Source organism: Vibrio ziniensis (assembly GCF_011064285.1).
In the GTDB taxonomy this organism is placed as follows: Bacteria; Pseudomonadota; Gammaproteobacteria; order Enterobacterales; family Vibrionaceae; genus Vibrio; species Vibrio ziniensis.
Genome location: NZ_CP049331.1, coordinates 2,639,423 through 2,662,087, shown reverse-complemented (window position 1 = coordinate 2,662,087; position 22,665 = coordinate 2,639,423). Strand labels below are relative to the sequence as shown.

Below are 22,665 nucleotides of genomic sequence, written 5' to 3'. Positions count from 1 at the left end.
AGTTATGTAGTGACATATTGAGTCGTAATGTCTTGCTAGCTCGCCGGGGGAGGCGCTATGAGTATCAGCAATACAGTAACCAAGGAAGAAGAGTTTGACTTAGACATTGATTCAACAGACATTGTTGAAGTTGACGTAAAGCTCACTGCCGAAGATGATGACATTGACCAAACGGAAGATATCCGTGAAGAGTTCGATGCTTCAACCAAAAGCTTAGATGCAACTCAGATGTATCTCAGCGAGATTGGTTTCTCACCTCTTTTAACTGCCGAAGAAGAAGTTCTTTATGCTCGACGAGCTCTTCGTGGAGACGAAGCTGCGAGACGTCGCATGATCGAAAGTAACTTACGCTTGGTGGTGAAAATTTCTCGTCGCTATAGTAATCGCGGTCTGGCGTTACTGGATCTTATTGAAGAAGGTAACTTGGGCTTGATCCGTGCGGTTGAAAAATTCGATCCAGAACGCGGATTCCGTTTTTCAACTTATGCAACTTGGTGGATCCGTCAAACGATCGAACGTGCGCTGATGAACCAAACTCGCACAATTCGTCTACCAATACACGTGGTTAAAGAGCTCAATATCTACCTACGTACCGCGCGTGAACTTTCGCAAAAACTCGATCACGAGCCAACTGCAGAAGAGATCGCGGTTGAGCTCGACAAACCGGTTGATGATGTCAGCAAGATGCTGCGTTTAAATGAACGTATTAGCTCTGTTGATACTCCGATTGGCGGTGACGGGGATAAAGCGCTACTCGATATTATTCCTGATATTAACAACTCCGACCCTGAAGTTTCGACTCAAGACGATGATATTCGTGATTCGTTGATTGAGTGGCTGGAAGAGCTAAACCCTAAACAAAAAGAAGTGTTAGCTCGACGCTTTGGTTTACTAGGTTATGAGCCTTCGACTCTGGAAGAAGTTGGACGTGAAATTAACCTCACTCGTGAACGAGTTCGTCAAATTCAAGTTGAAGGCTTACGTCGTTTAAGAGAGATTTTGGTAAAACAAGGTCTAAATATGGAATCGCTTTTCAACGTAGAAGTTGAAGCTTAATACATACTTTGATGATTTAGAATCATTCCAGTAAAAGGCACTCATTGAGTGCCTTTTGTTTTGTCGACAGGTTATAGACTAGCGAGTGGTTTTGCTCTGGGTTCTCCCCCTCAGTTGAGGGGGAGAACTTTGATGAGTTTCAGCGGAAGCAACCCCATCCGACCTCCCCTTCGAAAGGGGAGGAGCAAAAGCATTCCAATGGTATTACAGCAGTTTCTTTAAACGGTATAGCTCTTCTAGCGCCTGACGAGGTGTTAAGTCATCAGGATCGATAGCTGCCAGTGCATTCTCAACTTCACTTGGTTCTGGTATCAAGCTTAGCTGGTTTGCGATATCAACTCTTGAGCTAGATGCGGATGAAGGTTGACCAGTTTGTTGTAAGCTATGTTGCTCAAGCTGAGTCAACTTGCTGCGTGCATTTTTGATCACCGTTTTAGGTACGCCAGCCAGTCCTGCAACGGCTAAGCCATATGATTTGCTTGCCGCACCTTCTTGTACTGCGTGCATAAAGGCAATGCTGTCGCCGTGCTCTACCGCATCTAAGTGAACATTCGCCAAATTTGGTATCACGTTTGGTAGCTCAGTCAGTTCAAAATAGTGGGTTGCAAACAGAGTTAATGCACCGATCTGTTTTGCTAACCATTCTGCACTTGCCCAGGCTAGTGACAGACCGTCGTAAGTACTGGTGCCACGACCGATCTCATCCATTAACACTAAGCTTTTTTCTGTCGCGTTATGCAGGATATTGGCTGTTTCTGTCATCTCAACCATGAAGGTAGAACGTCCAGAAGCAAGATCATCTGAAGCGCCGATACGGGTGAAAATCCTATCGAGCAAACCAATTTGTGCTGATTCCGCAGGAACATAGCAACCTATATGTGCCAGCAGCGCAATAAGAGCTGTTTGACGCATATAGGTGGATTTACCACCCATGTTTGGACCAGTGATGATCAACATTTTGCGCTGAGCATGCAGTTCAATCGGATTGGCGATAAACGGATCATTCATTACTTGTTCTACCACAGGATGACGTCCTGACTGGATATGGATCCCCGGAGCTTCCGTTATGGTTGGTCGGCAGTAATCTAAACTTTCAGCTCGCTCTGCGAGATTTTGCAATACGTCTAATTGAGACAGTGCGGAAGCGAGGTTCTGCATCTGCTCAAGATGAGGAAGTAATAAGTCGAACAGCTGATCCCAAAGTTGTTTTTCCAAAGCCAGTGCTTTTGATTTTGAATTCAGTACCTTATCTTCGTGCTCTTTAAGCTCTTGAATGATATAGCGTTCCGCGTTCTTTAAGGTTTGGCGACGAACATAATGTGGTGGAACGAGGTGACTCTGACCACGACTAACTTGAATAAAGAAACCATGTACTGCGTTATAGCCAACTTTCAGCGTGTCGATACCGTGACGGTCACGTTCGTCAGCTTCTAATTTCTCTAGATATTCCGTTGCGCCATTTGCCAAATCACGCCATTCATCGAGCTCGGCGTTATAGCCTTCTGCAATGACACCACCGTCGCGGATTACCACTGGCGGGTTTTCTTTGATCGCACGTTCTAATAGCTCACACAGTTCATCCATTGGCTGAGTGTAATCACGTAATTTTACCAGATAAGGGTGCACCAACTCCGCTAATGTATCGCTCAACTCTGGAAGTTGCTGCATAGCGTTACGCAGACGAGCTAAATCTCTTGGACGAGCAGAACGCAGCGCCAGACGAGCCAAAATTCGCTCAATATCGCCGATTTGTTTCAAAACAGGGTGAAGATCAGCGAATAAGCCTTGTTGTTTGATCTCCCCAATCGCATCCAGACGTTGATTGAGTGTATTGATGCAACGCATAGGTTGGTGGATCCAACGTTTGAGCATTCGGCTGCCCATTGGTGTTGCACAGTGATCAAGGACTTCCGCCAACGTGTTGTCTGTTCCGCCAGCCAGGTTTTGCGTCAGCTCCAGATTACGACGAGTTGCGGCATCGAGAATTACAGACTGATCTTGGCGATCATAGGTTAATGAGCGGATATGTGGCAGTGCGGTACGCTGGGTATCTTTAACGTATTGAATCAAACAGCCTGCGGCACATAAGCCCAGTTTTGCGTTTTCAACACCAAAGCCAACCAGATCGCGGGTACCAAATTGTTGGTTGAGTTGTTGCTTGGCGGTATCGAGTTCAAATTCCCAAATAGGGCGACGACGGTTAGCTTTGCGGCTTGCCATCAGTTGAACGGGAGCGAAATCTTCAGGGAAAAGTAGTTCTCTTGGAGCTGTTCTTTGCAGTTCAGCTGCCATTGCTTCTTCCGTTTCTGGTTCACTAAGCTGGAAACGACCCGAAGTAATATCCAACGTTGCGTAACCAAATTTACCGTTGTGGTAATAAATCGCAGCAACTAGGTTATCAAGGCGCTCGGAAAGTAGAGCCTCATCAGTAACTGTGCCCGGAGTAACGATACGAACGACTTTACGTTCAACAGGACCTTTGCTGGTGGCAGGATCACCAATCTGCTCACAGATAGCGACCGATTCTCCCAATTGAACTAATTTTGCTAAGTAACCTTCAACCGCGTGGAATGGTACTCCTGCCATCGGAATCGGTTCACCAGCCGAAGCTCCACGTTTGGTTAGAGAGATATCCAACAGCTGCGAAGCACGCTTGGCATCATCATAGAAAAGCTCATAGAAATCCCCCATACGATAAAACAGTAATATCTCAGGGTTTTCTGCCTTGAGTTTCAGGTACTGCTGCATCATTGGAGTGTGGTGCGAAAGAGACTCGCTCGGTTGATTCATGGCGTTACATCACTTGTTAGTATCGTTGGCAGTCCTTTTACCCTAACTATCAAACAAATAGTCCTGAGCAAAGTCTCGCGTAAGGTCACTTGAAAACGGTGAGTGATGATAACAAATCCAGTCACAACAGGGCAATTCTCCCCTCACTCTTGTGAAAGGGGCGAGACAAACAGCTATCTCTTAGTCACAAGTCTTTACTCCCCCATATTTGAGGGGGAGAACAAAAAAATGCTTAATCCATTTGTGACTGAGGGACTGGCTAAGCTCGGGGATTTGTTAAGAGAAGAGACCTGACGATAGGTAACGATCGCCGCGATCGCAGATGATCGCGACTACGACAGAGCCTGGGTTTTGTTTAGCGATTTCGATCGCCGCGAATACAGCACCACCAGAGCTGACACCAGCACAGATCCCTTCTTCACGAGCCAATGCTCGCGCTGTGTTTTCCGCATCTTGCTGATCTATATCCATCACTTGGTCAACGTCAGCGGCGTTAAAAATGCCCGGCAAGTATTCTTGCGGCCAGCGGCGAATCCCAGGAATTGCACTGCCTTCGGAAGGTTGCAGACCCACAATATTTACTTCAGGATTCTGACTCTTCAGGTAGCGAGATACTCCCATGATGGTACCTGTCGTTCCCATGCTCGAAACGAAGTGAGTAATCTTACCAAAGCTCTGTTGCCAGATTTCAGGACCTGTAGAGTGAAAGTGAGCATCAGGGTTATCTGGATTGTTGAACTGATCAAGAACTTTGCCTTTGCCTTCACTTTGCATTTGCAAGGCGAGATCGCGAGCGCCTTCCATTCCTTGTTCTTTACTGACCAGAATTAGTTCTGCACCATAGGCTCGCATCGAATCTTTGCGTTCCTGAGTAGAGTTATCTGGCATGATAAGAATCATTTTGTAGCCTTTGATAGCCGCCGCCATGGCAAGTGCAATACCGGTGTTGCCGCTCGTTGCTTCAATAATGGTATCGCCTGGTTGAATTGTGCCACGCGCTTCGGCTTGGATAATCATATTCAGAGCTGGGCGGTCTTTAACTGAACCGGCTGGGTTGTTTCCTTCCAGTTTGACTAGCACGGTGCTTTGGCTACCCGCCGCTAGACGTTGTAGTTTTACCAGAGGTGTTTGGCCTACATAAGCTTCGATGGTTGGAAAGTCAGACACAGTGTTCGCCTTCTATTGTTCGTTATGAATGTGAGTCTTTTAAGTGCTGCCATTCTCTAATTCTTCCCTACTACAGCACAAGCCTCTATTCACTATCAGCATACAATTTATTGTTTGATAATATTCCAAAAGGTTCTATTTATAACCTTTGTTATAATCGTTTTATGCACATACTCTAGTGACAAAGGAAGCCACATTGGCAAGATGATTTTGGAGTATAAACATAATGAAAAAGATGAAGTCAGCACTCGCAGCTTTGTTAATTGCGGGATCATTCAACGCATCAGCAGCAGATCAAACAATCTTAAACTCTTCTTACGATATCGCTCGTGAGTTGTTTGCTTCATATAATCCATTGTTCGCTGAACACTGGAAAGAGAAAACAGGCAAAACGGTAGAGATCAAACAGTCTCACGGTGGCTCATCAGCTCAAGCTCGTTCAATTCTGCAAGGTCTATCAGCAGATGTAGTGACTTTTAACCAAGTAACTGATGTACAAGTACTGCATGATAAAGGCAAACTTATCCCAGAAAACTGGCAAGAGTTACTACCAAATGCAAGTTCACCTTATTACTCAACAACCGCTTTCTTGGTTCGTAAAGGTAACCCGAAAAACGTTCAAGATTGGGGTGATCTCGCTCGTGAAGATGTGTCATCAGTTTTCCCTAACCCGAAAACATCTGGTAACGCACGTTACACATACCTAGCAGCGCTAGGCTACGCTCAGAAGACGTTTGGTAAAGACAACGAAGCGAAACAAGATCAATTCTTAAAGCAATTCCTAGCGAACGTCGCGGTATTTGATACAGGCGGTCGTGGTGCAACAACTTCATTTGTTGAGCGTAAATTGGGCGATGTTCTCATCACGTTCGAATCAGAAGTGAACAATATTCGTAAACAATACGGTGAAGACAACTACGAAGTGGTTGTTCCAAAAACATCGATTCTTGCAGAATTCCCTGTAGCGGTTGTAGAACGTAATGCCAAACGTAACGGTACAACGGATGTAGCAACTGAGTACCTTTCATACCTGTACAGTGAAGATGCTCAACGTATGCTGGCTGGTTTCAACTACCGTGTACACGATGAAACAGTAAAAGCAGAATTTGCAGACCGTTTCCCTGCGGTTGAGCTACTGACTGTAGAACAAATCATTGGTGGTTGGGATCAAGCAATGAAGACTCAATTCGCAAATGGCGCTAAGTTAGATCAACTACAACGTCGTTAATCAAACATTGCCGCCCTTCATTAAGAATATTGATGAGAATGGGGCGGTTATCTTTCTTTTTGACTGGTTATATTGAGAGTTTATGAGCGGATCTGTTGTGACATCTCGCCCGAAGCATCATGGTTCACCTAAGAAAACCCGTGTTTTGCCTGGATTTGCGATTAGCTTAGGCATTTCATTGTTGTTTGTTAGCTTAATTTTGTTGCTACCAGCAACGGGTCTGGTGATGCAAACCAAAGGCATGTCTTTTAGTGAATACTGGCAAGTGATTGCTGACCCACGTGTGGTTGCAAGTTATAAAGTGACCGTGATATCTGCTTTCGTCGCGTCACTGTTTAACGGTGCTTTTGGTCTTCTATTAGCTTGGGTGTTGGTTCGATACACATTTCCGGGGAAACGAATTCTTGATGCTTTAGTTGACCTACCTTTTGCACTACCTACAGCGGTTGCTGGTATTACTCTTGCGACTTTGTACTCAAGCAACGGTTGGATTGGCAGTGTGCTTGAAAGCATCGGTGTGAAAGTCGCGTATACCCCTTTGGGCATTATCGTTGCCATGGCATTTACCAGTATTCCTTTTGTGGTTCGTACCGTACAACCAGTACTCGAAGAAATTTCCCGTGAGGAAGAAGAAGCGGGCATGACGCTTGGTGCGTCTGATAGCGCAGTCTTCTGGCGTGTCATTATGCCATCTCTATGGCCTGCGTTGATGGTAGGTGTAGCGCTGTCATTTACTCGCAGCTTAGGTGAGTTTGGTGCGGTGATCTTTATTGCTGGCAATATGCCATACGTCAGTGAAATTACGTCTCTGATGATCTTCGTTCGTCTGCAAGAATTTGATTTCCCAGCAGCAAGCGCGATTGCTTCGATTGTGTTACTCACTTCATTATCACTTTTGTTAGTGATTAATCTTTGGCAAGGCGCGTATTTACGCCGAATTCACGGTCGATAAGGAGTTTATTCGATATGTCTAGTCAAAGAACAACAAATCAGAGACCGTTACGCGTCGGTGAACAGCCTTGGGTAAAGTGGAGTTTAATCTCTCTGGCGCTGTTTTTTGTCGCTGTGCTACTGCTGATTCCACTGTTAAGTATTTTCCAGCAAGCCTTCGCCAGTGGTTTAGAAACTTACATCACTAACCTCAGTGAGCCTGATACGTTACACGCGATTGGCCTGACTCTGCTGGTGGCTTTACTGACTGTGCCAATCAACTTAGTGTTTGGCGTCATGTTGGCATGGGCAGTGACTCGTTTTGAGTTCACTGGGCGTAAATTTCTTACCACCTTAATTGATATCCCATTCGCGGTTTCACCAGTTGTTGCAGGTCTGCTTTACCTTTTGCTATACGGCAGCAGCGGTTGGCTAGGGGAATGGTTGTATGAACATGACTTACAAATCATGTTCGCGTGGCCAGGTATTGTACTTGTGACGGTCTTTGTAACCTGCCCATTTGTTGCCAGAGAACTCATTCCTTTGATGCAACAACAAGGGCGTAGTGACGAAGAAGCAGCTGTGATTCTCGGTGCATCTTGGTGGCAACTGTTCCGCCGAGTTACTCTGCCAAATATTAAGTGGGCATTGATTTACGGTGTGATCCTAACCAATGCTCGTGCTGTCGGTGAGTTCGGCGCAGTGGCGGTGGTTTCAGGAAATATCCGTGGTGAAACCAACACTTTGCCGCTGCATGTTCAGCTTCTCTATGAGGATTATCAATCCGAAGCGGCATTCGCAAGCGCATCCCTTTTGGCATTTATCGCTTTATTAACTTTGATTTTGAAAGCCTTTGTTGAATGGCGACAAGAACGAAATCATGTCATTGAACAAGAGCAGCAAGGAACGTTATGAGTATTCGTTTAGACAATATATCGAAGCATTTCGGCAAATTTCAGGCACTTTCGCCACTCTCCTTGCATATTGAAGATGGTGAAATGATTGGCTTACTTGGACCTTCAGGTTCGGGTAAAACAACCTTGTTACGTATTATCGCAGGTTTGGAAAGTGCTAATTCGGGCTCTATCCATTTTCGAGATCGTGATGTGACCAACGTACACGTACGTGATCGTCGAGTTGGTTTTGTTTTCCAGAACTACGCACTTTTCCGTCACATGACCGTCGCGGATAACGTTGCGTTTGGTTTGCAGGTCATGGATCGCTCACAGCGTCCTTCTCAAGCTGAAATCAATAAGCGTGTGAAGCAGTTGTTAGAAATTGTTCAACTTGGGCATCTAGCGGGGCGTTACCCAGAGCAGCTTTCTGGTGGACAGAAGCAACGTATTGCGCTGGCTCGAGCTTTGGCCACCAAACCGGAAGTACTGCTGCTTGATGAACCTTTTGGCGCATTGGACGCAAAAGTGCGTAAAGACTTGCGTCGTTGGTTACGCAGTTTGCACGATGAGTTGGGTTTTACCAGCGTGTTCGTGACTCACGATCAGGATGAGGCTTTGGAGCTATCCGATCGCGTGGTGGTGATGAGTAATGGTCGTATTGAACAGGTAGATTCACCGGTCGAGCTGTATGCGCATCCTAATAGCCGTTTTGTGTTTGATTTCTTTGGTAACGTCAACCAATTCAAAGCAAATTGGCATAAGCAACAGTGGAATAATGGTGATGCTTTTGTGCTACCGCCAGTCAATGAAGCAACACGCAAGAATGGCCTGCTTTATGTGCGTAGTCATGAATTAAGCCTATCGGCAAAAGAGAATAGCCAAGCATCATTACCTTGTGAGGTGGTGTCGATCAACCCTGTGGGGGCTGAAGTACGTGTAGAATTATCACCAATTGGTTGGCAAACTAACGAGCTTTGGGAAGCTAAACTTTCTCACCGCGCATTGAGTGAACAGTCTTTGAAGAGAGGCGACCAAGTGTTTGCATTGCCTCAAGTTGGTTACTTTTTCGCAGAAGATTCTCATCAAGCTCCTGAAGTTATACGTTGGCCGTTCTTAGCTCCGGGCAACTTGATGTTCGAAATTTAGTTTTCTGTTTTATACGATACAAGAGTGCCAAATGGCACTCTTGTTGTTTCTGTGGTTGGCAATCAGTTGGCTATCAGTTAGCTTTATCTGACTGATAGTAGGTTAGGTGTTAGTAATGAATTCAATCGAACAATTAAGCCAACAACTGGGTGAGTTATTGCTTGAGCACAAACAGATTTTAGTGACCGCAGAATCTTGTACTGGCGGTGGTGTAGCCAATGCAATAACCGAAATTGCTGGAAGTTCCGCCTGGTTTGACCGGGCTTTTGTTACTTATAGCAATGAAGCAAAGCAAGAGATGATCGGCGTTAAAAGCGAAACATTATCTGAATTTGGCGCAGTCTCTGAACCGGTTGTTATTCAAATGGTACAAGGAGCGCTGAAAAACTCTAATGCAACAATCGGCGTTTCGATCAGTGGCATTGCTGGTCCTAGCGGAGGTAGTAAAGAAAAACCAGTGGGTACTGTTTGTTTTGCTTGGGCGGACAAATCTGATTGGCTAAAGGTTGAAACTCAACACTTTGCGGGCGATCGCAGTGCGGTTAGAACTCAAGCTGTACTCCATGCATTAGAAATGATTAAGCAGTATTTGTCTTAAGTTACTGACTTTTCGACAAGTAACAACTTTTTTCCATACAGGGGTGGACACTGTACAAATCAACAGTATAATGGACATCATTCTGACAAAGTAAGTCAAACTCATTTGTAAGCATTCACGTATCACGCGAGTGACAGTCTGGAGAAAGTAATGGACGAGAACAAACAGAAGGCACTAGCCGCAGCCCTAGGTCAAATTGAAAAGCAATTCGGTAAAGGTTCAATTATGCGCCTTGGTGACAACCGTACTATGGATGTTGAAACCATTTCTACCGGTTCACTTTCTTTAGATATTGCTTTAGGTGCTGGTGGTTTACCTATGGGGCGTATTGTAGAAATCTACGGTCCAGAATCGTCAGGTAAAACAACGCTAACGCTTGAAGTTATCGCAGCAGCACAAAAAGCAGGAAAAACCTGTGCTTTTATCGATGCTGAACACGCTCTAGATCCAATCTATGCGAAGAAACTGGGTGTTAATATTGATGAATTATTGGTTTCTCAGCCTGACACTGGCGAACAAGCGCTAGAAATCTGTGATGCATTGGCTCGTTCTGGCGCTGTCGATGTTATGGTTGTCGACTCCGTTGCCGCTTTAACGCCTAAAGCTGAAATTGAAGGTGAAATGGGCGATAGCCACATGGGTCTTCAAGCTCGTATGCTTTCTCAAGCAATGCGTAAGCTAACGGGTAACCTGAAGCAGTCAAACTGTATGTGTATCTTCATCAACCAAATTCGTATGAAAATTGGTGTGATGTTTGGTAACCCAGAAACAACAACGGGTGGTAACGCGCTGAAATTCTACGCTTCTGTACGTCTAGATATTCGTCGTACTGGTTCGATTAAAGAAGGCGAAGAAGTAGTAGGTAACGAAACACGCATCAAAGTGGTTAAGAACAAGATCGCAGCACCATTTAAACAAGCGGACACGCAAATTCTTTACGGTCAAGGTTTTAACCGTGAAGGTGAGTTGATTGACCTAGGTGTTAAACACAAACTGGTTGAGAAAGCAGGCGCTTGGTACAGCTACAATGGCGATAAAATTGGCCAAGGCAAAGCGAATGCATGTAAGTTCCTACGCGACAACCCAGAAGCGGCAGCGACTATCGACGCTAAACTTCGTGAAATGTTGTTGAACTCGACTTTAGAAGCAACTTCATCTTCTGATGTTGTTGAACAGTCTGTTGAAGAACAAGAAGAGTTTTAATTACTGCTGGTCTTAAATCACCACGGTGATAGTGAATTATGAGCCCTGCTGATTAGCGGGGCTTTTTGTTATTAAGAGCGTTTGATTGTGCAATAAGCATTTAAGTTTTGTGTTTATGCCATTCTGGAAAATTTCCTGATCAGTGAATGGGCGTCGATAAGCAAACCCTCCGAGCTATGGATGGCTCGGCGGAGCTTCAGGGACGAATAAATGCGTGTTTGCGTTTGACGCCTATTCGCTGTTCTACCGATGCTCAGTCTGAGCATATTTTATCTAAGATGGTATTAGAGGTGATATGTATTCAAACCCGAATAAAATGAGCTGCAAAGAGCGCGCGTTGTATCTTCTGACGCGACGAGATCACGGCGAGTTTGAACTTTGGCAGAAACTTTTGTTGAAGGGTTTTGAAGAAGAGGATGTGCAACAAGCCGTTATCTACTGCAAAGAACACGGTTATTTGGATGATCAACGTTTTGCCCGTAGCCAAGTGAGGCAACATATTGCTAAAGGCCATGGAGAGAAGCGAATTCGCCAGGAACTGCAGCAAAAACGTGTTGAAAATGATGCAGTTAATAGTGCGATTGAGCACGAAGAGGTTGATTGGTTTGAATTAGCCAAGCAAACCGCAGAAAAGAAATTCAAACAACAAATAGCCACTCAAGATCAAAAAGAGTACGCCAAGCGAGTGAGATTCCTTTTGTATAGAGGCTTTAGCTTCGATCAGATTCAATATGCTTTAGCTGCAGATGAATAGGTTTAGGAGTGAAGGTATTCATCTCTCTGTAACTTGCTAGCGCTTGTTTCCAATCAATCGTGTATTTAACTTCATGACATTCCGTTAAATTTTAATTCTTGCTCGTCTTTTCTTTAAGAAAACTAGGCGAACTGTTATCCATGCTTTACAATAGCGCAAAATTCTAACTTGAGTATTTCAGGAAGAGCTGCATGTACATGAGCACGGATGAGGTTCGCCGCGCGTTCCTCTCATTCTTTGAAAGTAAAGGTCACCAAATCGTCGATAGTTCGTCTTTGGTACCTGCTAATGATCCAACCTTGCTGTTCACTAACGCAGGGATGAACCAGTTTAAAGATTGTTTCCTAGGTTTAGAGAAACGAGCATACACTCGCGCTACAACAGCTCAACGCTGTGTTCGTGCTGGTGGTAAACACAATGACTTAGAAAACGTGGGCTTCACCGCGCGTCACCACACATTTTTCGAAATGTTGGGTAACTTCAGCTTTGGTGATTATTTCAAAGAAGATGCCATCAAATTCGCATGGGAATTTCTAACTGAAGTACTTGAGCTACCAAAAGATCGCTTACTGGTAACGGTTTACCAGACTGATGACGAAGCATTCGAAATCTGGAACAAGCAAGTTGGTATTCCTGCTGACCGCATCATCCGCATTGGCGACAAACCAGGTGGCAAAGCTTACGAGTCAGATAACTTCTGGCAGATGGGTGATACTGGTCCATGTGGTCCATGTACTGAAATTTTCTATGATCACGGCGATCATATTTGGGGCGGTCCTCCGGGCTCACCTGAAGAAGATGGCGACCGTTTCATTGAGATTTGGAACAACGTATTCATGCAGTTTAACCGTCATGCTGATGGCACGATGGAACCGCTACCTAAGCCGTCTGTAGATACAGGTATGGGTATTGAGCGTATCTCTGCAATTATGCAAAACGTACACTCAAACTACGAAATCGATGTATTCCAAACACTAATTAAAGCCGCTGCTGAAGTCACTGGTCACCAAGATCTCTCGAACCAGTCTTTACGCGTTGTTGCTGACCACATCCGTTCATGTGCATTCCTAATCGTGGATGGCGTTATGCCTTCTAACGAAGGTCGTGGATACGTGCTACGTCGTATTATTCGTCGTGCAGTTCGCCACGGTAACAAATTGGGTGCACAAGGTTCATTCTTCTACAAACTGGTATCTGTACTTGCTGATGTAATGGGTACTGCAGGTGACGAGCTTAAAAAGCAACAAGCAGTTGTAGAAAAAGTGCTACGCATTGAAGAAGAAAACTTCAGCCGTACACTTGATCGCGGTATGGCAATTCTAAATGAAGCGCTTGATAGCCTAGAAGGCCAAGAGCTAGACGGCGAAACAGTTTTCAAACTGTACGATACATACGGTTTCCCAGCTGACTTAACTAACGACGTTGCTCGTGAACGTAACTTCACTATCGACGAAGCTGGCTTTGAAGCAGCGATGGAAGAGCAACGTCAACGTGCTCGTGAAGCTGGCCAGTTTGGTACGGATTACAACACTTTAATCAAAGTGGATGGCAGCACTGAATTCTGTGGCTACGGCGCAACAGAAGGTCAAGGCACTATTACAGCGATGTTCGTTGAAGGCAATGAAGTTGATTCTCTGTCTGCCGGCGACAAAGCGATTGTAGTATTAGACGAAACTCCTTTCTACGCAGAATCAGGTGGTCAATGTGGTGATGCTGGTGTACTGAAACTTGAATCAGGTTTGTTTAAAGTTGAAGACACACAGAAGCTGGGCAATGCTTTTGCGCATCACGGTGTGCTTGTTGAAGGCGTATTTGCTAAAGGCGATAAAGTAACAGCACTCGTTGATGCTAAGCGTCGTTTAGCTACGTCTCTTAACCACTCAGCGACTCACTTACTGCATGCAGCGCTACGTCAAGTATTGGGTGAGCACGTAACTCAGAAAGGCTCTTTAGTGAAGCCTGAAGGTCTGCGTTTTGACTTCTCTCATCTTGAAGCGGTAACAGCTCAAGAGCTAAAGGAAGTAGAGCGTTTGGTTAACGAGCAAGTACGTCGCAACCACTTGATTGAAACCAACATCATGGATATCGAATCAGCGAAGAAAAAAGGTGCTATGGCACTGTTCGGTGAAAAATACGATGACCAAGTTCGTGTGCTTTCAATGGGTGAGTTCTCAACTGAACTGTGTGGTGGTATTCACGCTTCAAATACAGGTGATATTGGTCTGTTCAAGATCACTTCAGAAGGTGGTATCGCTGCAGGTATCCGTCGTATTGAAGCAGTTACTGGTGAGTCAGCACTTGATGTGATTGACGCTCAAGCTCGTAAATATGAAGAGAAGCTTGTTGAAGCTGCGAATAAAGCAAAAGCGTTAGAAAAAGAAATTCAGAAGCTGAAAGATAAAATGGCAGCAACTGAAAGTGCCAACATTATGGGTAAATCTCAGGTGATCAATGGCACTAAAGTTCTTATCGCTGGTCTTGAAGGTGCAGACAGCAAGAATCTAAGAACCATGGTTGACGATATTAAGAATCAACTTGGTAGTGGTGTTGTTCTATTGGCTAACGTGGCAGACGACAAAGTCAGCCTAATCGCTGGTGTAACTAACGACCTAACTGGCAAAGTGAAAGCTGGCGACTTAGTTAAAATGGTTGCTGAACAAGTTGGCGGTAAGGGCGGTGGTCGTCCAGACATGGCTCAAGCTGGTGGTACAGATGTGTCTGCTTTGCCTGCGGCAATGCAATCTGTGCAGCCTTGGCTAGAAGAACGCTTATAAATTAATTATCTACGTCAGTTTCAGTATAAGACTGACGTAGTTTAATTCCATTAACCAAGTGGTTTAATTGGGTGGGTTTTTCCGCGCAGTTATCTACTTGGTTTTGTTTTTGTTATTACTAAACGAATTTATCGGTTGGATAGATGAGTTGGTGCGTATGAGACTTCGGTCTTGGGAAGGTGAATACTGGTGAAAAAGCCCCTTATCGTGCAAAAGTTCGGCGGAACTTCAATGGGTTCAATTGAAACAATCCATATTGTAGCTGAACACATCATAAAGGCGAAAAATGATGGTAATCAAGTTGTTGTAGTTGTATCTGCAATGTCGGGAGAAACGAATCGCTTAGTGGCATTAGCCCAACAAATCGATAGCGTACCAACGGCAAGAGAACTTGATGTTTTGCTCTCTGCTGGTGAGCAAGTGTCTATGGCACTGTTAGCAATGACTCTAAATAAATTGGGTTTTGCTGCGCGTTCACTAACCGGAGCTCAAGCGAATATTGTGACGGATAATCTGCACAATGACGCGACGATTAAGAACATTGATACACGAACGATTATCGAGCTACTAGAACAAGATCAAATTGTCATAGTAGCTGGTTTTCAGGGTGTTAATGAGAATGGGGACATCACCACGTTAGGGCGCGGTGGCTCAGATACAAGTGCTGTGACACTTGCCGGAGCTCTCAAGGCTGACGAATGCCAAATCTTTACTGATGTAGATGGTGTGTACTCTTGTGATCCAAGAGTAGTCCCAAATGCTCAGAAACTAGATGTTGTTGATTTCCCATCTATGGAAGAAATGGCTCGTAAAGGTGCAAAAGTTTTACATTTGCCTTGCGTTCAATACGCTTGGGATAATGCGGTTCCACTTCGAGTTTTGTCTACTTTTGATGTTAATGAAGGTAGCTTGATTAAAGGTGAGCAGGGAACTAAACCTGTCTGTGGTATTGCCATTCAAAGAGACATGGCTTTGATTACCATCGAGCATGAAGCGCTTTCAAACCTACAGAAACATTGCCAAATGTTGGGTATTGAAGTGTGGAGTGTGATCGAGGATACAGAATGGGCAGGAGTAGTTATAAAACTTGATGCTTGTGCTAAGTTGAAGCTGGTGTTCAGCGATAAAATCCGTAATAGTGAACATGTGAGTTTATTAACCACAGTAGGTTTACAAGCCCCGAGCTTAGTTGACCGTTCTTTTGCATTACTGGCTGAACACGACATAAATATTCATTATGTTTCAACGACTTCACAATCATCTATGCTAATGTTAAGTCCAGAAAGTGTTAATTCAGCAGCTAATATTTTGCATGAAGCTTTTATAACTTCTGACGAACTATTAGATTTTCAACCTAGGCAAGTATCTTTAGGTTAATAAACCGCCAAGAGAGTTTACGACAAGATAACTTCTGGTGGATAATAGTGTAACTGCAAGATAATTCAGAGATTACTCAAGGAGCAAAGAATGCTAATTTTGACTCGTCGTGTTGGCGAAACTCTAATGATCGGTGATGAAGTAACTGTGACTGTTTTAGGTGTAAAAGGTAACCAAGTACGTATTGGTGTAAATGCACCAAAAGAAGTATCTGTTCACCGTGAAGAAATTTACATGCGCATTCAAGCTGAAAAGGGCAATGGTAACGTTGCATCTGGCAACTACTAATTTTCAAAAGAGCTGGCTTTGTAGCCAGCTCTTTTTGTTTTTAAGCGGTGCTTTTTTTAATAAAAGTGTATTTTCATAGCGCTTTGATTAAATAGGCAACAATTGACTTGGTTTTTGCTATTTTTGCCAAGAAAATGTTTGACATATTTTTGGTAAATCGTAATATGTGCCTCCGCAAGACGGTGAGGTGGCCGAGAGGCCGAAGGCGCTCCCCTGCTAAGGGAGTATGCGGTTTATAGCCGCATCGAGGGTTCGAATCCCTCCCTCACCGCCATTCTTGCCTTGTTTGAGTTAGCAGCCAAACAAAGAACAAAGTGCGTCCTTAGCTCAGCTGGATAGAGTACCTGGCTACGAACCAGGCGGTCGGAGGTTCGAATCCTCCAGGACGCGCCATATTCTTGCTCTTGTTTTTATAGCAAGTTATTGAATATGAATAATGCGGTGAGGTGGCCGAGAGGCCGAAGGCGCTCCCCTGCTAAGGGAGTATACGGTTTGTAGCCGTATCGAGGGTTCGAATCCCTCCCTCACCGCCATTTATTGACCGAAGGTCAATTTTTTTGTTCTGAAAGAAACTTAGTGTGATATGCTTCACACCCCTGTGCGTCCTTAGCTCAGCTGGATAGAGTACCTGGCTACGAACCAGGCGGTCGGAGGTTCGAATCCTCCAGGACGCGCCACTATTTATCGTCTAAGATGTTCTTGGTAACAGAGATAATCTTAGATGTTAGGGTAATGCCCTTATATCAGTCTTCCTTTTTAAGACTATGATATTAAACATTGCGCGCTCATAGCTCAGCTGGATAGAGTACCTGGCTACGAACCAGGCGGTCGGAGGTTCGAATCCTCCTGAGCGCGCCATTATTTAAGTTGATGATGTATTTGATATCATTAACACCGTGCGTCCTTAGCTCAGCTGGATAGAGTACCTGGCTACGAACCAGGCGGTCGGAGGTTCGAATCCTCCAGGACGCGCCACTATTTATGTTTAAGATGATTGTGATAAAAATCTTAGACATCAGGGTAATGCCCTTATATCAGTCTTTCATTTTAAGGCTATGATATTAAACACTGCGCGCTCATAGCTCAGCTGGATAGAGTACCTGGCTACGAACCAGGCGGTCGGAGGTTCGAATCCTCCTGAGCGCGCCATTATTTAAGTTGATGATATATCTGATATCATTAATACCGTGCGTCCTTAGCTCAGCTGGATAGAGTACCTGGCTACGAACCAGGCGGTCGGAGGTTCGAATCCTCCAGGACGCGCCACTATTTAAAGCCTCGCATTTTGCGAGGCTTTTTCTTTTCTGAAATTTCTCATACGCAAATATCTATTCTTGGTTATTTATGAGCGCTAACTCACTGTTCTGCATCGAAGCTCAATGACTTTATCGCTTAGATCTCAAATTTCATTTCAAAACTTCATTAATCTATTTGTAAATAGCAAAAATACTTTGCCTATAGTTTTATTCGCTTACAGTCGATTTGCGCTGTTTTGTTAGCTATGCCATAAATCTCACACTCAGTATGTGGTGCTTCTAGAAGAGTGCCCTCAACTAAATTGACAATTTTTGTACAGTCGAGATAATTTTCGTTCACTTGTCATAGCCAGTAATCTCGGCTTTTTGACAATTGTTGTCAGGATGACAAAGAAAGGAAGCAACATGACAAATATTGGAAGCCTGCTAGTAGACGCGGCCACCCTGATGATTACAGGGATGGGCTTCGTTTTTCTATTCCTCACCATATTGGTTTATCTCGTTCGGTTAATGTCTAAATTGGTACCGCAAGAAGTACCTCAACCGATCAGTACACCTAACAAAAATAAAAAAGTACCAGTGAAATCTGCGGCCTCTAACCAACATATGGTTAGTCCACAGGTTGTAGCGGCTATTTCTGCTGCGGTACATCAGCACCGCACTCTAGCTGCTGCTAAGAGTAGTAAATAATTAAAAGGAGTTAATAAGCATGTCTAAACCACTTGCCATAACCGATGTGGTTCTTCGCGATGCCCATCAATCTTTATTTGCTACGCGCATGCGTATCGAAGATATGTTGCCGATTGCAGCAGAGTTGGACAAAGTTGGCTACTGGTCTCTTGAAACTTGGGGCGGCGCAACATTTGATGCCTGTATTCGCTTTTTAGGGGAAGACCCATGGGAGCGTTTGCGTGAGCTGAAAAAAGCGATGCCTAACACGCCTATGCAAATGCTTTTGCGTGGTCAAAACCTACTAGGTTACCGCCATTATGCGGATGACGTAGTAGAGAAATTCGTTGAGCGTGCACATACCAATGGTATGGATGTTTTCCGTATCTTTGATGCAATGAATGACGTACGTAACTTTGAGAAAGCGGTAAAGGCAACCATTGATGTGGGTGCCCATGCTCAAGGAACTCTCTCATATACGACAAGTCCAGTTCACAATGCGGATACTTGGGTTGATCTCGCTAAACGATTAGAAGATCTAGGCTGTCATTCTTTGTGTATCAAAGACATGTCTGGTCTACTTAAGCCATACGAAGCAGAAGAGTTAATCACTCGTATTAAAGCTTCGTGTGATGTTCCATTAGCGCTTCACTGCCACGCAACTACTGGGCTATCAACAGCAACTGCGGTGAAAGCGGTAGAAGCGGGTATCGATATTCTTGATACTGCCATTTCGTCAATGAGCCAGACTTACGGTCATACGCCAACGGAAACGGTTGTCGCTATGCTGCAAGGTACTGAACGCGATACCAATCTCAAATTGGAACAAATTGAACCTATTGCGGCTTACTTCCGTGAGGTTCGTAAGAAATATGCTAAGTGGGAAGGTCAGCTTAAAGGTGTGGATTCTCGTATTCTGATTGCTCAGGTACCGGGAGGCATGTTGACCAACATGGAAGGTCAACTTAAAGAACAAGGTGCAGCTGATCGCATTGATGAAGTTCTAGAAGAAATCCCTCGTGTTCGTAAAGATCTTGGCTACATCCCGCTGGTAACGCCGACTTCGCAAATTGTTGGTACCCAAGCTGTTATCAACGTATTAACGGGTGAGCGTTACAAGAGCATTACCAAAGAAACTGCTGGTTTATTGAAAGGTGAGTATGGCGCAGCTCCTGCACCTGTCAATGCAGAGCTACAAGCTCGTGTTCTTGACGGTAAAGAAGTGATCACCTGCCGTCCTGCAGATTTACTGCAAGATGAAATGGATCACCTGACTACCGACCTGCTAGAAAAAGCAAAAGCAGAAGGTATATCTCTTGCTGAAGATACGGTTGATGATGTACTTACTTATGCGCTGTTCCCTCAGGTTGGTCTCAAGTTCCTGAAAAATCGTCATAATCCAGATGCATTTGAGCCAGCACCAGGAAAAGAAACAGCAACTCCGGTTGTAGCAGCACCTGTGGCTAAAGCGGCTGTTGGTGGTATCGAAACTTACAGTGTCAAAGTTGATGGTCATGTTTATGAAGTGGAAGTCGGCCCACAAGGTCAGCTGACTTCAGTAACACCTGCGAACGCCAAACCAGCTGTTGCTGCTGTGGAAGTGGCATCAAGCGATGCTGAAGATGTCCCTGCGCCTCTTGCCGGTACGATTTTCAAAGTGAATGTAGCGGCTGGTGAAGAAGTCGCTGAAGGTGATGTGCTGATTATTCTGGAAGCGATGAAGATGGAAACTGAAGTTAGAGCGGCTCGCTCTGGTTTGGTACAGGATCTTCACGTAAAAGAAGGTGATGCTGTCGCTGTTGGTTCTCCACTACTGAGCTTAGCGTAAGGGAGTACCATGGACGGATTAATGACCTTATGGCGGGAAACGGGCATAGCTAACTTCGAACTGGGTCAGATCATTATGATCATGGTTGGTTGTTTGCTCCTTTTTCTCGCTATTCGTAAAGGTTTTGAACCCTTGTTACTTCTGCCAATTGGCTTTGGCGCAGTTCTTGCGAACATACCGAATGCTGGCTTCACTGAGCCGGGTGGATTGCTTTACTACGTTTATCACGTAGGGATTGAATCGGGTATCTTCCCGCTATTGATCTTTATGGGGGTAGGGGCAATGACTGACTTTGGCGCTTTGATTGCAAACCCTAAAACTCTTTGGTTGGGCGCAGCAGCACAGCTAGGTATTTTTGCGACGCTATTTGGTGCAATCTTACTTAACTATGTGCCGGGAATGGAATTTACCATGGCAGATGCATCATCGATTGCGATTATCGGCGGTGCTGATGGTCCTACGGCGATCTTCTTGGCGAGCAGGCTTTCACCTGACTTGTTAGGGGCGATTGCCGTGGCGGCATACAGTTACATGGCTTTGGTTCCTATTATTCAGCCACCAATCATGAAAGCGTTAACGACGCCGGAAGAGCGCCAAATTAAGATGGCTCAGCTTCGCCATGTAGGGAAAACAGAAAAAATCATTTTCCCATTGGTTGTTTTGCTGATGACTATCTTGTTCCTTCCAGCAGCAACACCATTAGTGGGTATGTTCTGTTTAGGTAACTTGATGCGTGAAGCTGGCGTAGTTGAGCGTTTATCTAAGACAGCACAAAACGAGCTGATTAACATTGTGACTATTTTCTTAGGACTTGGTGTTGGCTCAAAACTGCAGTCGGATAAATTCTTGAATTTGGAAACGCTAGGTATTTTGGTCTTAGGAGCTGCGGCATTTAGTATTGGTACTGCTGGTGGCGTTATTATGGCTAAGATTCTTAATAAGTTCTCAAAAGAAGATATCAACCCACTGATTGGTGCGGCAGGGGTTTCTGCGGTTCCGATGGCTGCTCGAGTTGTGAATAAAGTCGGTTTGCAAGCTAACCCTCAGAACTTCCTGTTGATGCATGCAATGGGGCCTAACGTAGCGGGGGTTCTTGGCTCTGCAGTTGCAGCGGGTGTGTTACTTGCTTTGGTTGGTTAAACGCTTTGTTTAAGCATACTGAATGAGAACACTACACTTGGTTAACGCTTTAACCGTGTGAAACTGTAGTGTTTGTAAATATTGGTATATATTCAAAGGGATGCTGCAGCATCCCTTTTTTATTTTTGTGCTATAGGGACAGTTGAAATGGAAAACAAGCAAATTGCTATCACCCAGTTTGGTGGGCCTGAAGTTCTTTCAATTTTATCGTCACCGATACCAGAGCCGAAGGCTGGTGAAGTACTCGTACGTGTCGCTTACTCAGGGATCAACCCTATTGATTTCAAAACTCGGGCTGGTTTAGGCTGGGCTGCAGCTCAAAATAAAGATAAGTTACCTTGGGTCCCGGGATACGATATTGCTGGGCAAGTTGTTAAAAGGGGGATAAATGTCTCTCGTCTGGTGGAAGGGGATAAAGTTGCAGGCTTTATCGGATTTCCCATTCGTGGCGGTGGTTACAGCCAATACGTTTGTGTCCCAGAAAATGAATTGAGTCTGGTACCTGAAGCTGTGACTTTAGAAGCCGCTGCTGTTCTTCCGCTTGCGGGTCAAACCGCGGCTCAAGCTCTGAATAAAGCAGAAGTAAAAGAGGGCGATGTTGTACTGATATTGGCGGGTGCAGGTGGCGTTGGGCACATAGCTGTACAGATAGCTTTGGCAGCAAAGGCTGAGGTTTATACCACGTGTAGTGAAAACAATCTGGATTATCTGGCTACGCTTGGCGCTCATGCGATTAACTACCAGTTTGCTCCAGTATCGCAGCGCATTGATAAAGTGGACGTGTTGATCGACCTCGTTGGTGGTGATGCCGCATTGGATGCTTTGAAATGTCTGAATGACAATGCTCGTGTGGTGACTGTCCCAACTTTAAGCGCCGAGTTGATTTGCGAAAAAGCAAAAATGCTGGGTTTCCAAGCGACGGGGATGTTAGTCGATCCAAATCCTGAGCAATTAGACACGATGCTTTATATGGTGAGTGTCGGATTGCTAAAAACAGAAATACAAAAGATTTATCCTATGGATGAAGTTCAACAAGCTCATAAGCAGATAGAAACTGGTCATACTCGAGGCAAGGTTCTGTTAGATATGAAATGATCGAGCTCTTTAACTCTTTATTTGCCCAATTTGCTCAAGCTTTTTCAGACTCGGCACTGTGGGTTCTATTTTTCGGCGGCTTTTTGAGTGCGACTCTACTTCCTGGTGGTTCAGAAGCCGCTTTACTTGCAACGTTATCGCTGAATCAATATTCCGTCTTTTCTGTCATTACAATCGCAACTTTTGGCAATACCCTTGGTGGCTTAGTGAATTATTGGCTAGGGTTATGGCTACCGAACCGAACTCAACAGCAAAAGCATGGTCACAAAGCATTAGCTTGGTTAACAAAATACGGTTACTGGTCTTTGTTATTTAGTTGGTTACCTATTATTGGCGATCCACTTTGTTTAGCCGCTGGTTGGTTGAGAATGAAGTTTTTACCGTCATTTGTCATGATTTTGATGGGTAAAGCACTACGATATTCCATTCTAGCTGTTCTTTTCTTTTTTTAGATTTTCTAAGGAGATGTT

18 protein-coding genes and 8 tRNA genes are annotated in these 22,665 nt (G+C 44.7%); 24 read left to right on the top strand and 2 right to left on the bottom strand.

Annotated elements, in window-relative coordinates; translation table 11 throughout:
- Positions 1 to 57 precede the first annotated feature (57 nt).
- Positions 58 to 1,056: an RNA polymerase sigma factor RpoS gene (gene rpoS / locus G5S32_RS12245; RefSeq protein ID WP_165312268.1), complete on the top strand. Its 999-nt coding sequence runs from the start codon at positions 58 to 60 to the stop codon at positions 1,054 to 1,056.
- Between the two features lie 204 nt (positions 1,057 to 1,260).
- On the opposite strand, the gene mutS is transcribed toward rpoS, so the two are convergent.
- Together mutS and cysM are read right to left on the bottom strand one after the other, a co-directional pair.
- Positions 1,261 to 3,846, bottom strand: a complete 2,586-nt coding sequence (gene mutS / locus G5S32_RS12240) for a DNA mismatch repair protein MutS (protein WP_165312267.1) — start codon at positions 3,844 to 3,846, stop codon at positions 1,261 to 1,263.
- 276 nt (positions 3,847 to 4,122) lie between these two features.
- A complete protein-coding gene (gene cysM, locus G5S32_RS12235; protein WP_165312266.1) occupies positions 4,123 to 5,013 on the bottom strand; it encodes a cysteine synthase CysM in 891 nt (296 codons plus the stop codon).
- A 226-nt stretch (positions 5,014 to 5,239) separates the two neighbouring features.
- Here cysM and cysP point away from each other — a divergent pair, with 226 nt between their 5' ends.
- The 23 genes from cysP (at position 5,240) to G5S32_RS12120 (ending at position 22,647) form a co-directional block, all read left to right on the top strand.
- Positions 5,240 to 6,241 carry a thiosulfate ABC transporter substrate-binding protein CysP gene (gene cysP / locus G5S32_RS12230; RefSeq protein ID WP_165312265.1) on the top strand — a complete coding sequence of 334 codons (1,002 nt, stop codon included), beginning with the start codon at positions 5,240 to 5,242 and terminating at the stop codon, positions 6,239 to 6,241.
- A gap of 82 nt (positions 6,242 to 6,323) precedes the next feature.
- Positions 6,324 to 7,193 (top strand): sulfate/thiosulfate ABC transporter permease CysT, encoded by an 870-nt coding sequence (gene cysT / locus G5S32_RS12225; RefSeq protein WP_165312264.1) that lies wholly within the window; start codon positions 6,324 to 6,326, stop codon positions 7,191 to 7,193.
- 14 nt (positions 7,194 to 7,207) lie between these two features.
- Positions 7,208 to 8,086, top strand: a complete 879-nt coding sequence (gene cysW, locus G5S32_RS12220) for a sulfate ABC transporter permease subunit CysW (RefSeq protein ID WP_165312263.1) — start codon at positions 7,208 to 7,210, stop codon at positions 8,084 to 8,086.
- Positions 8,083 to 9,213, top strand: a complete 1,131-nt coding sequence (locus tag G5S32_RS12215; RefSeq protein ID WP_165312262.1) for a sulfate/molybdate ABC transporter ATP-binding protein — start codon at positions 8,083 to 8,085, stop codon at positions 9,211 to 9,213. Before cysW ends, G5S32_RS12215 begins: the two co-directional genes overlap by 4 nt.
- A 115-nt stretch (positions 9,214 to 9,328) precedes the next feature.
- Positions 9,329 to 9,811, top strand: a complete 483-nt coding sequence (pncC, locus tag G5S32_RS12210; protein ID WP_165312261.1) for a nicotinamide-nucleotide amidase — start codon at positions 9,329 to 9,331, stop codon at positions 9,809 to 9,811.
- Positions 9,812 to 9,961: 150 nt separating this feature from the next.
- The gene (gene recA / locus G5S32_RS12205; RefSeq protein ID WP_165312260.1) at positions 9,962 to 11,014 is read left to right on the top strand and encodes a recombinase RecA; all 1,053 of its coding nucleotides are present in this window, start codon (positions 9,962 to 9,964) and stop codon (positions 11,012 to 11,014) included.
- 295 nt (positions 11,015 to 11,309) lie between these two features.
- Positions 11,310 to 11,768, top strand: coding sequence for a recombination regulator RecX (gene recX, locus G5S32_RS12200; RefSeq protein ID WP_165312259.1), 459 nt, complete (start codon positions 11,310 to 11,312; stop codon positions 11,766 to 11,768).
- 191 nt (positions 11,769 to 11,959) lie between these two features.
- Positions 11,960 to 14,542, top strand: coding sequence for an alanine--tRNA ligase (gene alaS, locus G5S32_RS12195; RefSeq protein WP_165312258.1), 2,583 nt, complete (start codon positions 11,960 to 11,962; stop codon positions 14,540 to 14,542).
- A gap of 189 nt (positions 14,543 to 14,731) precedes the next feature.
- Positions 14,732 to 15,919: an aspartate kinase gene (locus G5S32_RS12190; protein ID WP_165312257.1), complete on the top strand. Its 1,188-nt coding sequence runs from the start codon at positions 14,732 to 14,734 to the stop codon at positions 15,917 to 15,919.
- A gap of 90 nt (positions 15,920 to 16,009) precedes the next feature.
- Positions 16,010 to 16,207, top strand: coding sequence for a carbon storage regulator CsrA (csrA, locus tag G5S32_RS12185; protein WP_004415691.1), 198 nt, complete (start codon positions 16,010 to 16,012; stop codon positions 16,205 to 16,207).
- A 181-nt stretch (positions 16,208 to 16,388) separates the two neighbouring features.
- Positions 16,389 to 16,481 (top strand) — tRNA-Ser (locus G5S32_RS12180).
- A gap of 42 nt (positions 16,482 to 16,523) precedes the next feature.
- Positions 16,524 to 16,600 (top strand) — tRNA-Arg (locus G5S32_RS12175).
- A gap of 47 nt (positions 16,601 to 16,647) precedes the next feature.
- Positions 16,648 to 16,740, top strand: a tRNA-Ser gene (locus tag G5S32_RS12170).
- A gap of 67 nt (positions 16,741 to 16,807) precedes the next feature.
- Positions 16,808 to 16,884, top strand: a tRNA-Arg gene (locus G5S32_RS12165).
- 104 nt (positions 16,885 to 16,988) lie between these two features.
- Positions 16,989 to 17,065, top strand: a tRNA-Arg gene (locus G5S32_RS12160).
- Between the two features lie 40 nt (positions 17,066 to 17,105).
- Positions 17,106 to 17,182: transfer RNA gene (locus tag G5S32_RS12155), tRNA-Arg, on the top strand.
- Positions 17,183 to 17,279: 97 nt separating this feature from the next.
- Positions 17,280 to 17,356 (top strand) — tRNA-Arg (locus tag G5S32_RS12150).
- Positions 17,357 to 17,396: 40 nt separating this feature from the next.
- Positions 17,397 to 17,473: transfer RNA gene (locus G5S32_RS12145), tRNA-Arg, on the top strand.
- A gap of 395 nt (positions 17,474 to 17,868) precedes the next feature.
- The gene (locus tag G5S32_RS12140) at positions 17,869 to 18,153 is read left to right on the top strand and encodes an oxaloacetate decarboxylase subunit gamma (RefSeq protein ID WP_207621581.1); all 285 of its coding nucleotides are present in this window, start codon (positions 17,869 to 17,871) and stop codon (positions 18,151 to 18,153) included.
- A gap of 19 nt (positions 18,154 to 18,172) precedes the next feature.
- Positions 18,173 to 19,960, top strand: coding sequence for a sodium-extruding oxaloacetate decarboxylase subunit alpha (gene oadA / locus G5S32_RS12135; RefSeq protein ID WP_165312255.1), 1,788 nt, complete (start codon positions 18,173 to 18,175; stop codon positions 19,958 to 19,960).
- A 9-nt stretch (positions 19,961 to 19,969) separates the two neighbouring features.
- Positions 19,970 to 21,100 carry a sodium ion-translocating decarboxylase subunit beta gene (locus G5S32_RS12130; protein ID WP_165312254.1) on the top strand — a complete coding sequence of 377 codons (1,131 nt, stop codon included), beginning with the start codon at positions 19,970 to 19,972 and terminating at the stop codon, positions 21,098 to 21,100.
- Positions 21,101 to 21,247: 147 nt separating this feature from the next.
- The gene (locus G5S32_RS12125) at positions 21,248 to 22,195 is read left to right on the top strand and encodes an NADP-dependent oxidoreductase (protein ID WP_165312253.1); all 948 of its coding nucleotides are present in this window, start codon (positions 21,248 to 21,250) and stop codon (positions 22,193 to 22,195) included.
- The gene (locus G5S32_RS12120; protein ID WP_165312252.1) at positions 22,192 to 22,647 is read left to right on the top strand and encodes a YqaA family protein; all 456 of its coding nucleotides are present in this window, start codon (positions 22,192 to 22,194) and stop codon (positions 22,645 to 22,647) included. The genes G5S32_RS12125 and G5S32_RS12120 overlap by 4 nt, the downstream gene beginning before the upstream one ends.
- Positions 22,648 to 22,665: the final 18 nt, after the last annotated feature.

Bases quoted from the DNA above. Each gene is read 5' to 3' on its own strand.
- G5S32_RS12140 (WP_207621581.1), top strand. From the start codon at position 17,869: ATGACAAATATTGGAAGCCTGCTAGTAGACGCGGCCACCCTGATGATT.
- oadA (WP_165312255.1), top strand. From the start codon at position 18,173: ATGTCTAAACCACTTGCCATAACCGATGTGGTTCTTCGCGATGCCCAT.
- alaS (WP_165312258.1), top strand. From the start codon at position 11,960: ATGTACATGAGCACGGATGAGGTTCGCCGCGCGTTCCTCTCATTCTTT.
- pncC (WP_165312261.1), top strand. From the start codon at position 9,329: ATGAATTCAATCGAACAATTAAGCCAACAACTGGGTGAGTTATTGCTT.
- G5S32_RS12130 (WP_165312254.1), top strand. From the start codon at position 19,970: ATGGACGGATTAATGACCTTATGGCGGGAAACGGGCATAGCTAACTTC.
- rpoS (WP_165312268.1), top strand. From the start codon at position 58: ATGAGTATCAGCAATACAGTAACCAAGGAAGAAGAGTTTGACTTAGAC.
- csrA (WP_004415691.1), top strand. From the start codon at position 16,010: ATGCTAATTTTGACTCGTCGTGTTGGCGAAACTCTAATGATCGGTGAT.
- cysW (WP_165312263.1), top strand. From the start codon at position 7,208: ATGTCTAGTCAAAGAACAACAAATCAGAGACCGTTACGCGTCGGTGAA.
- recA (WP_165312260.1), top strand. From the start codon at position 9,962: ATGGACGAGAACAAACAGAAGGCACTAGCCGCAGCCCTAGGTCAAATT.
- G5S32_RS12125 (WP_165312253.1), top strand. From the start codon at position 21,248: ATGGAAAACAAGCAAATTGCTATCACCCAGTTTGGTGGGCCTGAAGTT.
- mutS (WP_165312267.1), bottom strand. From the start codon at position 3,846: ATGAATCAACCGAGCGAGTCTCTTTCGCACCACACTCCAATGATGCAG.
- cysP (WP_165312265.1), top strand. From the start codon at position 5,240: ATGAAAAAGATGAAGTCAGCACTCGCAGCTTTGTTAATTGCGGGATCA.
- G5S32_RS12215 (WP_165312262.1), top strand. From the start codon at position 8,083: ATGAGTATTCGTTTAGACAATATATCGAAGCATTTCGGCAAATTTCAG.
- recX (WP_165312259.1), top strand. From the start codon at position 11,310: ATGTATTCAAACCCGAATAAAATGAGCTGCAAAGAGCGCGCGTTGTAT.
- cysT (WP_165312264.1), top strand. From the start codon at position 6,324: ATGAGCGGATCTGTTGTGACATCTCGCCCGAAGCATCATGGTTCACCT.
- G5S32_RS12120 (WP_165312252.1), top strand. From the start codon at position 22,192: ATGATCGAGCTCTTTAACTCTTTATTTGCCCAATTTGCTCAAGCTTTT.